This window comes from uncultured Sphingomonas sp., assembly GCF_964244265.1.
In the GTDB taxonomy this organism is placed as follows: domain Bacteria; phylum Pseudomonadota; class Alphaproteobacteria; order Sphingomonadales; family Sphingomonadaceae; genus Sphingomonas.
Genome location: NZ_CAXTHV010000034.1, coordinates 18,181 through 31,122 on the forward strand (window position 1 = coordinate 18,181; position 12,942 = coordinate 31,122).

Below are 12,942 nucleotides of genomic sequence, written 5' to 3' on the forward strand. Positions count from 1 at the left end.
CGCAATCATGTCGCAATGGGGCATGTCACAATGGGGAACGCCGTGGCGGCGCCGGCTGCCGCGGATGGCGGCGGTCGCCGGGGCGCTGCTGCTGGGCGCCTGCGCGACCGTGGTGCCCCGCGGCGCGGCGCCCCCCGCCCCGGTGGCGCCGGTCGTCCGCCCGGATACCGGACCGGTGGTCGAGCCGGGGCTGCCCAGCGACAGCACGCGCCACCGTATCGCGCTGCTCGTGCCGATGACCGGCGGCAATGGCGGGATCGGCCGGTCGATCGCCAACGCCACCCAGCTCGCGCTGCTCGACACCAATAACGACCAGCTGCGGATCACCACTTATGATACCGCGACCGGAGCGGCAGCGGCGGCCGACCGCGCGATCGCCGAGGGTGCGCAGTTGATCCTGGGACCGTTGCTGGCCGACGACGTCCGCGCCGTGGCGCCGCTTGCGCGCCGCGCCGGCGTTCCGATCATCAGCTTTTCCAACGACACCAGCGTGGCGTCGACGGGCGCGTACCTGCTCGGCAACTCGCCGGCGCAATCGATCGTGCGCGTCATCGACTATGCCGCCGACCAGGGCATCACGACCTATGGCGGGCTGGTCGCCAACGGAGTGTACGGCCAACGCGCGTCGACCGCTTTCCTGCGCGCGGTCGAGGACGACAAAGGCCAGGTGCTGTCGCTCCAGACCTATGATCGCGCACCCGCGTCGATCGGCGCGGCGGCCGTCAGGCTGGGCAAGTCGGCGCCGCTGGGCGCGGTGCTGATCGCCGACAGCGGGATGACGGCTGCCAACATCGTGCCGCTGGTGCGCAAGGCCGGGCTGGGCAGCGCACGGATACTGGGGGTCGAATTGTGGAATTCCGAAGCCACGATCGCCGCCAGGCCGACGCTGAACGGCGCCTGGTTCGCCAGCGTTTCCGACACGCTGTATCGCCAATATGCCGTCAAATACCGTGCGCGGTTCGGCGCGGCGCCCTATCGCCTGTCGAGCATGGGCTATGACGCGGTGCTGCTGACGATCCGCATCGCCCGCGACTGGCCGGTCGGCGCCCCGTTCCCCGAGGACCGGTTGCGCGACAGGAGCGGCTTTGCCGGGATCGACGGCGCGTTCCGCTTCGGCCGCGACGGCATCGCCGAACGCGCGCTGGAGGTGCAGGAAATACGCGGCGGCACGACGGTGACGATCTCGCCGGCGCCGGGCGGGTTCTGAGGGCCGGTTGGTAAACGCGTGCACGTGCGCATTTCACCGTCGTGCCGCCCGCCAAGCACGCCTCACGCGGCCACCGCTTTCGCCACCACCTCGCGCAGGATCGCGTCGAGCACCGGCATGCCCCCCTCGGTCACGGTCAGCCGGCGGTCGTCGATCGCCACCAGGCCGAGCGCCGCCAGCCGATCGACCATGCCGAGATCGATCAGCCGCGCGATCGGCTGTTCCCCCACCATCGCGATCCGCGCCAGGTCGACGCCCTCGGCCAGCCGCAACCCCATGACCAGCGCTTCCGTGACCCGCTCGGCGGGCGTCAGGCGGTCGGCGGCCTCGATGCCATGACCGTTGCGCACCACCGCCGCCAGCCAGTTTTCGGGTTTGCGCCGCCGCATCGTCGCCACGCCGCCGCGCCGGCCATGCGCGCCCGGCCCGACCCCCGCATAGTCGCGATAGCGCCAATAGGTCAGGTTGTGGCGGCTCTCCGCCCCCGGCCGGGCATGGTTTGATACCTCGTAAGCGGGCAGCCCCGCCGCGGTCAGCGCCCCGCGCGTCGCCTCGAACAGGTCCGCGCCGGCATCGCCGTCGGGCAGCGTCAGCCGGCCCGCCGCAGCCTCGGTGGCGAAGCGCGTGCCGGGCTCGATGGTCAATTGGTACAGCGACAGGTGCTCGGTGCCGAACGCAAGCGCGCGTTCCAGTTCAGTCAGCCACGCGGCAAGCGGCTGGCCGGGGCGGGCATAGATCAGGTCGAAGCTGACGCGATCGAACGCCGCCTGCGCGGTATCAAGCGCGGCCAGCCCCTCCGCCACGTCATGCGCACGGCCCAGGAAACGCAGCGCGGCGTCGTCGAGCGCCTGCAGCCCCAGGCTGACGCGATTGACCCCGGCGGCGGCGAGATCGCCGAACCGCGCCGCCTCGACCGACGACGGATTGGCCTCCAGCGTGATCTCGATATCGGACGCGAAGCCCCACAGCGCCTCGGCCTCGGCCAGCACCGCCGCGACCGTCGCCGAGGGCATGAGCGAGGGCGTGCCGCCGCCGAAGAACACCGAACCGAGCCGCCGCCGTCCGGTTTCCATCGCTTCATGCCGCAAGTCGGCAATCAGCGCGTCGCGCCATGCCGGCTGGTCGACCGCGGCGCGGACATGGCTGTTGAAGTCGCAATACGGACATTTCGAGACGCAGAACGGCCAGTGGACGTACAGCGCAAGCGCGTCCGCCACTACAGCACCGCCGCGACCAGCTGGCGGAAAGCGTCGGCGCGATGGCTGATCGCATGCTTGAGGTCCTGGTCCATCTCGCCGAAAGTCTCAATGCGGCCGTGGGGGACGAACAGCGGGTCGTAGCCGAAGCCCAGGCCGCCGCGCGGCGGCCAGACCAACGTGCCGCCGACCCGCCCTTCGAACCATTCGACATGCCCGTCGGGCCAGGCAAGCGCCAGCGCGCAGACGAACCAGGCGGCGCGATACGCTTCGGGGCCCAGCGCCTCCAGCCGGTCTTGCACCAGCCGCATCGCCAACGCGAAATCCTTGTCGGGCCCTGCCCAACGCGCCGAGAAGATACCCGGATCGCCGCCCAGTGCGGCGACGCACAGCCCGCTGTCGTCGGCCAGCGCGGGCAGCCCGGACAAATCGGCCGCCTGCCGCGCCTTCAGCTCGGCATTGGCGACGAACGTGGTGCCGGTCTCCTCGGGCTCGGGCAGATCGAGCTCGGCCGCCGACACCGGATCGATGCCGTGGGGGCCGAGCAGCGCGCGGATTTCCCGCACCTTGCCTTCATTGTGGCTGGCGATGACCAGCCTGCCCGGCGCGAGCTTGCGGATCGCCTGGGGGGCGCCGCCCTCCCCGCTCATGCCACTGCGCGTCCCTGTGCCGCAAAGATGTCGGCGCAGCCGATCCGCGCCAGCCGCAGCAATCGCAGCAGCGCTTCCTCGTCATAGGTCGCGCCCTCGGCGGTCGCCTGCGCCTCGGCGATGTTGCCGTTTTGAAGCAGCACGAAATTGGCGTCTGCATCGGCGGTCGAGTCCTCGGCATAATCGAGGTCGAGGACGGGCGTGCCCTGGTGGATGCCGCAGCTGATCGCGGCGACCTTCTGGGTCAGCGGGTCCGCGGTCAGCTTGCCCGAGGCGAGCAGCCCGTCGACCGCCAGGCGCAGCGCGACCCACGCGCCCGAGATCGAGGCGGTGCGCGTGCCGCCATCGGCCTGGATCACATCGCAATCGAGCACGATCTGCCGTTCGCCGAGCAGCTTCATGTCGGTGACCGCGCGCAAGCTCCGCCCGATCAGCCGCTGGATTTCCTGCGTCCGCCCCGATTGCCTGCCCTTGGCCGCCTCGCGATTGCCGCGGGTATGCGTGGCGCGCGGCAGCATGCCGTATTCGGCGGTCACCCATCCCTCGCCCCGGCCGCGCATGAACGGCGGCACCTTCTCCTCGACCGAGGCGGTGACCAGCACCTTGGTGTCGCCAAAGCCGATCAGCACCGATCCTTCGGCATGACGCGTGAAGCGCGGTTCGATGGTGATCGGGCGCATCTGGTCGGGCGCGCGTCCGCTGGGGCGCATGTCGGTCTCCTGGTGTCGAAGCGCTGCCCGTAGGCGCTGGCCAGGCGGGCGGCAATGACGTTGGGCACACCTGGGAGGGCAAAGTTCACGGAAGTTCACGCCCTACCGCCAGGTGGACCGAGCAGGACGGCGGGCGGTCTCCCCTCGCCCGGACCAGGTCAAGGATGTATCACCCGCGTCGGTGTGTAGGACAGCGGACAAAGATTGAGCGATCGCCCCGCCCCGCCTACATCCGGCCGATGACAACCCCCGTCACCGAATTGAGCGACCGCGCGCGGGGCATCTTCCGGGCGGTGGTCGAGGGCTATCTGGAGACGGGGCAGCCGGTGGGATCGCGGACGCTCGCCGGGCTGGGCGCGGTGCAGCTGTCGCCGGCGTCGATCCGCAGCGTGATGGCCGAGCTGGAGACGCTGGGGCTGCTCGCCTCGCCGCATATTTCGGCGGGCCGGTTGCCGACCGACCTGGGCCTGCGCCTGTTCGTCGACGGGATGATGCGCGTCGCCGAGCCGTCGTTCGAGGAACGCGCGACGATCGAGGCGCGGATCGGATCGGGTGGCCCGGTCGAGGACGCGCTGGCGGCGACCACGGCGGCGCTCAGCGGCCTGTCGGCCTGCGCGGGGCTGGTGCTGGTGCCCAAGGCCGAGCTGGTGCTGCGCCATATCAGCTTCGTCTGGCTGGCGCCCGATCGCGCGCTGGCGGTGATCGTCGGCGATGACGGCCAGGTCGAGAACCGGGTGATCGAGCTGATGCCCGGCACCACGCCGTCGGCGCTGGTCGAGGCGGGCAATTACATGTCGGCGACGCTGGCCGGGCTGTCGCTGGCCGAGGCACGGGCACGGCTCGACCGCCAGCTGTCCGCCGATCGCGTCGCGCTGGACGTCGCGGCGGCGGACCTGGTCGAGCGCGGGCTGGTGGTATGGAGCGAGGATGGCGACCGCCGCCCCGTGCTGATCGTGCGCGGCCAGGGCCGGCTGATCGACGCCGCCGCCGCCGCCGACCTGGAGCGCGTCCGCGACCTGCTCGACGATCTCGACGGCAAGCAGGAGGTCGCGCATCTGCTCGACAGCGCGCGGACCGGCGATTCGACGCGGATCTTCATCGGCGCCGAGAACAAATTGTTCGCGCTGTCGGGATCGTCGGTGATCGCCCGGCCGTTTCGCGGGCTGGACGGGCGCGTCGTGGGGGTGGTCGCGGTGATCGGCCCGACGCGGTTGAACTATGCGCGCGTCGTGCCCATGGTGGATTTCACCGCAGCAACGCTCGCCCGGCTGATCGGCTAGGGCGGCCAGGAACACAGAAAAACACGAGATGACCGAAGACGACAAGAGCGAGACCCTGGACACCGCCGGCGACCTGCGCGAGGCGACGGCCGAGGCCGCGCCCGAACTGGCCGAGCACGACCGCCTGGCCGAGCTGGAGGGTGAGCTGGCCGAGGCCAAGGCGGCGGTGATGTACGCCCATGCCGAGGCGCAGAACGTCCGCCGCCGCGCCGAAAAGGAGGCGGGCGACGCGCGCAATTATGCCGTCACCGCCTTTTCGCGCGACATCCTGTCGGTCGCCGACAATCTCGACCGCGGGTTGTCGGCGATCCCCGACGAGCTGCGCGGCGACGAGCGGCTGAAGGGCCTGATCGTCGGGCTGGAGGCGACCAAGCGCGAGCTGGACGCGGTGTTCCAGCGCAACGGCATCGTCAAGATCGCAGCAATGGGCGAGACCCTCGATCCCAACAAGCACCAGGCGATGCTGGAGCTGCCGAGCGACGCCGCGCCGGGCACGATCATCCAGGAGATGCAGGCCGGCTACATGCTCAAGGACCGGCTGTTGCGGCCGTCGATGGTCGGGGTCGCGAAGAAGGGGGAGTGAAGCAATGCGTCCGCGCTACGATCGGCAACCGGAGCATACGTCGCTCGGGCGCCTGGCCAAGCAAGCGCTGTCGCGCAAGCGCAAGAGGCCGGGCGGGCATACCGCCGGCGACGATCCGATCCCGGTCGAGCCGAACCGGCCGAACAATCTCACCGGAGGTGCAGCGGCCGCGCTGGAGTTTGACGAGTAGCCGTGCCTAAAGGCGAACGATGAACCCCAACCTCATCGCCGACCGCCCGACCTTCGTCACGCATCTCGAATGCTCGCTGACCGGCGAGCGCTACGCGGCGGACCGGCTCCATGGCCTGTCGCGGGCGGGCAAGCCGCTGCTGGTGCGGTACGATCTCGACATGGTCCGCGCGGCCGTGCCGCGGGCGACGATCGCGGCGCGGCCGACCGATCTGTGGCGCTGGCGCGAGCTGCTGCCGGTGCGGCGCACCAGCAGCATCGTCAGCCTGGGCGAGATCGAGACGCCGCTGATCGCCATCCCCAGATCGAGCGGCGGGCCGAACGTGCTGGTCAAGGACGAAGGGCGCTTGCCGACCGGCAGCTTTAAGGCGCGCGGACTGGTGATGGCGGTGGCGATGGCGCGCGAGCTGGGCGTCACCAGGATCGCGATGCCGACCAACGGCAATGCCGGCGCGGCGCTGGCGGCGTATGCCAGCCGGGTGGGGATCGAAACGATCGTGTTCTGCCCGGACGATACGCCCGAGATCAACGTGCGCGAGATCGCGATGCAGGGCGCGCGCGCGTACCGCGTCAACGGCCTGATCGACGAATGCGGCGCGATCGTCGGCAAGGGCGCGGCGGAGGGGCGCTGGTTCGATTTCTCGACCCTAAAGGAGCCGTACCGGATCGAGGGCAAGAAGACGATGGGGCTGGAACTGGCGGCGCAATTCGGCTGGCGGCTGCCGCGCGCGATCTTCTACCCGACCGGCGGCGGCACCGGCCTGATCGGGATGTGGAAGGCATTTGACGAGATGGAGCAGATCGGCTGGATCGGCGCCGAGCGGCCGAAGATGTTCGCCGTCCAGGCGAGCGGCTGCGCGCCGATCGTCAAGGCGTTCGAGGCGGGCGAGGAACATGCCGAGCGCTGGACGGACGCACATACCGTCGCCGCGGGCATCCGCGTGCCCAGGGCGATCGGCGATTTCCTGATCCTGCGCGCGGTGCGCGAAAGCGGCGGCAAGGCGCTGGCGGTGGGTGACCCGGCGATCCTGAAGGCGGTCGAGGACTGCGCGCGGCGGGACGGCCTGCTGCTGTGTCCCGAAGGCGGCGCCACGCTGGCGGCGTATCGCGCGGCACTGGCCGACGGCCTGGTCGACGAAGAGGACGAGGTCGTGCTGTTCAACTGCGCGACCGGCCTGAAATACCCGATGCCCGAGGCCAACCAGGCGCTCGACAAGAATGCGGTGATAGATTTCGGTACGCTTTAGGAGTCCGTTTGGGAATGTGCTGAGGGCACATTTGCGGCGCGCGATCAGCGCGACTCGGGGACTGCATGGCTCGCCTCGTGCATCGGCGAAAACGGCAGGATCGTCTTCAGCTGCGCCAGGGGCGGGGCGCCGGCGATCAGCGCGTTGTGGCCGAGCATGAACGCGTGGCGAACGATCTCCGCCTGCTGCTCCAGGCCGTATCTGCCCAGCCCCCAGCCGGCACGCACGGCGTAATGGTATCGCGCCCAGGGCATGCGGCGAAGCGGCAGGAAGATGCCCGATTGATGCTGCCAGACATGCACCATCTCGTGGACGAACAGCCCCTGGCCGCCCAGCCCCGCATGGCTGAAATCGTCATGGTAGGCGGTGCCGTGGGGGTGGAAGTGGATCCGCCCGCGCGGAGTCATCACCACGTCCCTGGGCTGGAAGAACGCCCATTTGCCGAGCACCACGCGCACCGGCGCATAGTCGATCGCGTCGCCGAACACCGACCGGCACAGGTCGATCTCGCCGACGGTCAGGGGGCGGACGGGAGTCAGAACTTGGGCGCCGGGTCGCCGGCGGCAACCACCCTGGCGTCGCGCATCAGGATCAGGCCGTCGGCAAAGGTGAAGCGCAACGTCTGGACGCCGCCCCGCTTGATTGCGGGGTTGACGTCGAACAGCATGACGTGCTTGCCGCCGGGCGCGAACGCCATTGTGGCGCGGGCCGGCAACGCGACGGTCGCCATCGGCGCCATCGTCGCCATCCCGCTCCTGGTCATGCTTTCGTGCATCTCGGTGCGGATCACATTGGGCGACGTGACGCTGAGCAAGACCATGTCCCTGGGGCCGCCGTGGAGCGTGAAATAGGCGACGCCCGGGCTGCGCGGCACCGCGCCCAGCCTGATCCACGCATCGCCGACCGACACCATTTCTTTCCGCTGGCACCCGGTGGCGGCCAGCAGCAGCATCGTCGCGAGCAGCCATACAGCCTTCATCCTGTCACCCCTCCCGCAACGGGACATCGCCAACTGGCCGACGGCTGTATGCGGCGGACAATCTTGCGGCAAGCGAAAGCCCTCCTATATCGCCGACTTGAGCGCTTCCTTCGCCTCTCGTGAGGGTCGGGAGCTTGGTTTATTTTTGACGGGGGCCGATCGAGGACCATGGCTAAGATTATCGGAATTGACCTGGGCACCACCAACAGCTGCGTGGCGGTAATGGAGGGCGGGAAGCCCAAGGTGATCGAGAATGTCGAGGGCGCGCGCACCACGCCGTCGATCGTTGCCTTTGCAAAGGATGGCGAGCGGCTGATCGGCCAGCCGGCCAAGCGCCAGGCGGTGACCAACCCCGATGCGACGGTGTTCGCGGTGAAGCGCCTGATCGGGCGCCGCTTCGACGATCCGATCACCAGGAAGGACACCGAGCTGGTGCCCTATTCGATCGTGCGTGGATCGAACGGCGACGCCTGGGTCAAGGCGGCCGGCACCGATTATTCGCCGTCGCAGATCTCCGCCTTCATCCTCCAGAAGATGAAGGAAACCGCCGAGGCCTATCTGGGCGAGACGGTGACCGAGGCGGTGATCACCGTCCCCGCTTATTTCAACGACGCCCAGCGCCAGGCGACCAAGGATGCCGGCCAGATCGCCGGGCTGGACGTCAAGCGGATCATCAATGAGCCGACCGCGGCGGCGCTCGCTTACGGGCTGGAGAAGCAGGACGGCAAGACGATCGCGGTCTATGACCTGGGCGGCGGCACGTTCGACATCTCGGTGCTCGAGATCGGCGACGGCGTGTTCGAGGTGAAGGCGACCAACGGCGACACCTTCCTGGGCGGCGAGGATTTCGACAACAAGCTGCTCGATTTCCTGGCGGCCGACTTCAGAAAGGCCGAGGGCATCGACCTGACCAAGGACAAGCTCGCGCTGCAGCGGCTGAAGGAAGCCGCGGAAAAGGCGAAGATCGAGCTGTCGTCGGCGGCGACCACCGAGGTCAACCTGCCGTTCATCACCGCTGACGCGACAGGCCCCAAGCATCTGGTCAAGTCGATCACCCGCGCCGACCTGGAGCGGCTGGTCGAGGACCTGATCCAGCGCACGCTGGAGCCGTGCAAGAAGGCGCTGGCCGACGCCGGCATGAAGCCTTCGGACATTGCCGAGGTCGTGCTGGTCGGCGGCATGACGCGCATGCCCAAGGTGCGCCAGGTGGTGAAGGACTTTTTCGGCAAGGAACCGCATTCGGGCGTCAACCCCGACGAGGTCGTGGCGATGGGCGCGGCGATCCAGGCCGGCGTGCTGCAGGGCGACGTCAAGGACGTGCTGCTGCTCGACGTGACCCCGCTGTCGCTCGGCATCGAGACGCTGGGCGGCGTGTTCACCCGGATGATCGATCGCAACACGACGATTCCGACCAAAAAATCGCAGACCTATTCGACCGCCGACGACAATCAGCAGGCGGTGACGATCCGCGTGTTCCAGGGCGAACGCGAAATGGCGGCGGACAACAAGATGCTCGGCCAGTTCGACCTGGTCGGCATTCCCCCGGCGCCGCGCGGCGTGCCGCAGATCGAGGTCACGTTCGACATCGACGCCAACGGCATCGTCAACGTCTCGGCGCGCGACAAGGGCACCGGCAAGGAGCAGCAGATCCGCATCCAGGCGTCGGGCGGCCTGTCTGATGCCGATATCGAGCAGATGGTCCGCGACGCGGAGAAATTCGCCGACGAGGACAAGAAGCGGCGCGATGCGGCCGAGGCGAAGAACAACGCCGAATCGCTGGTCCACACCACCGAGCGCCAGCTGGCCGAAAATGGCGACAAGATCGACGCCGCGCTGAAAAGCGAGATCGAGGCGGCGATCGCCGATGCCAAGGCCGCGATCGAGGGCAATGACGCCGAGGCGATGAAGGAGAAGGCGTCGGCGCTGGCGACGGTGGCGATGAAGATGGGCCAGGCGATCTACGAAAAGCAGGCCCAGGCCGAGGCCTCGCCGGCCGGCGGTGCCACGGCGGGTCGCGAGGCCGGCGACGGCGAGGATGTCGTCGACGCCGAATTCTCCGAAGTGGACGATACCAAGGCGTAAGGGCATGAACCCAAGCCGTCACATCCGCGAAAGCCGGCATCTCGGGCAGGATCGCGCACCGCCTGAGATCCCGGCTTTCCGCTGGGGTGCGGGGTTGGGGCGGGGGCCAGGTAGATGAGCACCGAAGTCGATTATTACGAATTGCTCGAAATCGAGCGTACCGCCGACGATGCGACGATCAAATCGTCCTATCGCAAGCTGGCGATGAAATATCATCCGGACCGCAATGCCGGATGCAAGGACCAGGAAGCCAAGTTCAAGGCGGTCAGCGAAGCCTATGACTGCCTGAAGGATCCGCAGAAACGCGCCGCCTATGACCGGTTCGGCCATGCCGCTTTCCAGCAGGGTGGCGGGTTCGGGGGCGGCGGGGCCCAGGATTTCGGCGGCTTTTCGGACATCTTCGAAAGCGTGTTCGGCGAATTCATGGGCGGGCGCGGCGGCGGGCGCCAGGCGCGGCGCGGCGCCGACCTGCGCTATGACATGGACGTCACGCTGGAGGATGCGTTCCACGGCAAGTCGGCGACGATCACCGTCGATGTCGCCGCCGGCTGCACCACGTGCAATGGCACCGGCGCGACCCCGGGCACCGCGGTCAGGGCCTGCGCGACCTGCGCCGGACATGGCAAGGTGCGCGCGCAACAGGGCTTCTTCGTCGTCGAGCGCACCTGCCCCACTTGCCACGGCGCGGGCGAGGTGATCACCGATCCGTGCCGCGACTGCCGCGGCGAGGGCCGCGTCGAGCAGACCAAGACGCTGACCGTCAACGTCCCCCCCGGGGTCGACGATGGCACGCGTATCCGCCTGTCGGGCGAGGGCGAGGCAGGACCGCGCGGGGCGCCGCCGGGCGACCTCTATATCTTCCTCCATGTGGCGCCGCATGCGGTCTTTGCGCGCGAGGGCACGACGCTGATCGCCAACGCGCCGATCAGCTTCACCACCGCCGCCTTGGGCGGGACGATCACCATCCCCGGCCCCGACGGCACGGGCCACGAAATCCGCATCGCCGCCGGCACGCAGTCGGGCCGCGAGGTGCGCCAGCGCGGCGCCGGCATGCCGGTGTTGCAGGGCAAGGGCAGGGGCGATTTGATCGTGCGCATCACCGTCGAGACCCCGACCCGGCTGTCGGCCAAGCAGCGCGACCTGCTCGAGGCATTCCGCGAGACCGAGACCGGCGACGAATGCCCGCAGACCAACGGATTCTTCCAGAAGGTGAAGAAGGCGGTCGGGGGATGATTTCCGCGCGGCTGGTCGCGCTTCGCCGGTTCGTCATCGACGCCAGGCCGCCCCCTTTTGAGGGACGGCGGGGCCGATGGATCAGAGGGTAAGAACCCCCGCCACCAGCGCGAGGACGCCGACAGTCACCATCGTGCTGCCGATCAGATCCACGAAGCGCATGGTTGCTTCTCCAGATGCCGGTTAAGTCCGGCACGGACACAAATGGGATTTGTTGCGTAGGAACGCAATATAATTTCAAGATTGAGCAGTTGCAGCATTTGCACGCAGACCAGCTTGCAACGCCACCGAAGCTGCTCAGCCGATACTCCGCAAGCGGGCGCTGGCCAAACAACGCCTAAACCGCGCGGGCCTAGGCTGGAGCGGGTGAAGGGAACACGCCACAGCCGTAAGTGGCTTATCGTCGATGCGTGAGGCTCGCTAAGGTTTAGCTCCAGCCGTAAACATACGTTCTGCGCTTTCCGTAAGCGGTCCGTCAGAAACCTCGTTCGCGTCGGACTTGGCCAAGCACGGGGCCAACCCAAGCGGGATCTATGTCCAGCACCCGTCCGTCAAAAGTGCGGATGCGCGCGTCCTCGACCCTTCCAGTCCCGTCGCCCGACTGGGACATGACAATCCTCCCGCCGTCGATCTCTTGGATGTCAGCCGTGTCGAGGACATGGGTGGTGCAACCGCTGGCGGCAGGAATCTGCAGAAGCATAGTTATTATCCTCCGTCGACAAACAGCTTGTACTCACTATCGTCCTGCGTACGCTGCCGCTCTCCCGAGTCTCAATGCCGGGAGCGCAGGCGGTGTGCAAACGCGCCGAGCTCGCCGATGATGACGCGGTCGCTGTCGCTGTCGTCAATAGTTGTCTTTAGCGCGGTGGCGACATGGGCCTTCAGATTCGTGGAAGTCGTCGCGATTGTGAGGAGGATGGGGAGCGCAGCAGTACCAATCGCTGCTAGACTTGGTTGCTGGAGATGCATGATATCGTGCACGGCCGGCGTGACGGCGCCAACGATCACGCTAGCCTGAAGCAGCTTGCAGCACGTAGTGTTCAGGGCCTCGCACTTACGATGGTTGGCGTGCGACACCGCTTCGAGCGCATCCTCAAGCGAGGAGCGGTCGGTGCCGAGCACGTCTAGCTGACGCCGCAGGTCAGCCCCTACGGTCCTAGCAAGCGTCGCTGCTGCCGCCTCCATCGCGAACGCCGGCCCGAGATCATCTAGGTCCGAGAGGAACCGCTGCACGCCCGCAGGCGTGGCAAGTGCCTGTTCCAGCCTACTGGGCACGTTCCTGTCAAAATTTATACCGAGGGCGCCTCCAAGAAATAGGCGCTCGATCCTTGCTCGTGCCGAGGACTCGTCGCTGTAAGTGATGCGACCGTTCATTACGGCGGCAAGCACCTCGATCAGACCAAAGTCCTCCACATCGTGATGATTATCAATCTGGTGCGTAACCGTTACCAGCCGCTCAAACTCCGAAGGTGTCAGAAAGTAGCTATGGCCGTAACATGCGGTAACCGGTGCCGACCATGCAAGGTGGCTGAATCGTAGGAGATTGAACCGCCCCGGGTTTGTCGGAGGCCCTAACTCCTGAGAGG

Annotated in this window: 13 protein-coding genes; 7 read left to right on the forward strand and 6 right to left on the reverse strand. The window is 67.9% G+C overall.

Annotated elements, in window-relative coordinates; translation table 11 throughout:
- Window positions 1-22: 22 nt before the first annotated feature.
- On the forward strand, window positions 23-1,207 hold the full coding sequence (locus ACFE7K_RS13275) for a penicillin-binding protein activator (protein WP_375398687.1): 1,185 nt from the start codon (window positions 23-25) through the stop codon (window positions 1,205-1,207).
- Between the two features lie 62 nt (window positions 1,208-1,269).
- Here ACFE7K_RS13275 and hemW read toward each other — a convergent pair whose 3' ends face one another.
- The 3 genes from hemW to rph are packed head-to-tail and all read right to left on the reverse strand — an operon-like array spanning window position 1,270 to window position 3,763.
- A complete protein-coding gene (hemW, locus tag ACFE7K_RS13280) occupies window positions 1,270-2,424 on the reverse strand; it encodes a radical SAM family heme chaperone HemW (protein ID WP_375398674.1) in 1,155 nt (384 codons plus the stop codon).
- Window positions 2,424-3,053 carry an RdgB/HAM1 family non-canonical purine NTP pyrophosphatase gene (gene rdgB, locus ACFE7K_RS13285; RefSeq protein WP_375398675.1) on the reverse strand — a complete coding sequence of 210 codons (630 nt, stop codon included), beginning with the start codon at window positions 3,051-3,053 and terminating at the stop codon, window positions 2,424-2,426. The genes hemW and rdgB overlap by 1 nt, the downstream gene beginning before the upstream one ends.
- Entirely contained in the window at window positions 3,050-3,763 is a 714-nt protein-coding gene (rph, locus tag ACFE7K_RS13290; protein ID WP_375398676.1) for a ribonuclease PH, read from the reverse strand. The genes rdgB and rph overlap by 4 nt, the downstream gene beginning before the upstream one ends.
- Before the next feature lie 239 nt (window positions 3,764-4,002).
- Between rph and hrcA the strand changes: the two genes are divergently transcribed.
- The 4 genes from hrcA to ACFE7K_RS13310 are packed head-to-tail and all read left to right on the forward strand — an operon-like array spanning window position 4,003 to window position 7,062.
- On the forward strand, window positions 4,003-5,043 hold the full coding sequence (hrcA, locus tag ACFE7K_RS13295; RefSeq protein ID WP_375398677.1) for a heat-inducible transcriptional repressor HrcA: 1,041 nt from the start codon (window positions 4,003-4,005) through the stop codon (window positions 5,041-5,043).
- Between the two features lie 28 nt (window positions 5,044-5,071).
- Window positions 5,072-5,626, forward strand: a complete 555-nt coding sequence (locus tag ACFE7K_RS13300) for a nucleotide exchange factor GrpE (protein ID WP_375398678.1) — start codon at window positions 5,072-5,074, stop codon at window positions 5,624-5,626.
- Between the two features lie 4 nt (window positions 5,627-5,630).
- A complete protein-coding gene (locus ACFE7K_RS13305) occupies window positions 5,631-5,816 on the forward strand; it encodes a hypothetical protein (RefSeq protein ID WP_375398679.1) in 186 nt (61 codons plus the stop codon).
- 19 nt (window positions 5,817-5,835) lie between these two features.
- The gene (locus ACFE7K_RS13310; protein WP_375398680.1) at window positions 5,836-7,062 is read left to right on the forward strand and encodes a threonine synthase; all 1,227 of its coding nucleotides are present in this window, start codon (window positions 5,836-5,838) and stop codon (window positions 7,060-7,062) included.
- A 44-nt stretch (window positions 7,063-7,106) separates the two neighbouring features.
- Here ACFE7K_RS13310 and ACFE7K_RS13315 read toward each other — a convergent pair whose 3' ends face one another.
- Window positions 7,107-7,550 (reverse strand): vgr related protein, encoded by a 444-nt coding sequence (locus tag ACFE7K_RS13315; protein WP_375398681.1) that lies wholly within the window; start codon window positions 7,548-7,550, stop codon window positions 7,107-7,109.
- A 47-nt stretch (window positions 7,551-7,597) separates the two neighbouring features.
- The gene (locus ACFE7K_RS13320; protein WP_375398682.1) at window positions 7,598-8,041 is read right to left on the reverse strand and encodes a copper chaperone PCu(A)C; all 444 of its coding nucleotides are present in this window, start codon (window positions 8,039-8,041) and stop codon (window positions 7,598-7,600) included.
- A 168-nt stretch (window positions 8,042-8,209) separates the two neighbouring features.
- Between ACFE7K_RS13320 and dnaK the strand changes: the two genes are divergently transcribed.
- Both dnaK and dnaJ read left to right on the forward strand, forming a co-directional pair.
- Window positions 8,210-10,123 (forward strand): molecular chaperone DnaK, encoded by a 1,914-nt coding sequence (gene dnaK / locus ACFE7K_RS13325; RefSeq protein ID WP_375398683.1) that lies wholly within the window; start codon window positions 8,210-8,212, stop codon window positions 10,121-10,123.
- A 114-nt stretch (window positions 10,124-10,237) separates the two neighbouring features.
- Window positions 10,238-11,356, forward strand: a complete 1,119-nt coding sequence (dnaJ, locus tag ACFE7K_RS13330) for a molecular chaperone DnaJ (protein WP_375398684.1) — start codon at window positions 10,238-10,240, stop codon at window positions 11,354-11,356.
- A gap of 771 nt (window positions 11,357-12,127) precedes the next feature.
- Here the strand turns inward: dnaJ and ACFE7K_RS13335 are convergent.
- A partial coding sequence (locus tag ACFE7K_RS13335) for a hypothetical protein (RefSeq protein ID WP_375398685.1) occupies window positions 12,128-12,942 on the reverse strand: 815 nt, incomplete at its 5' end.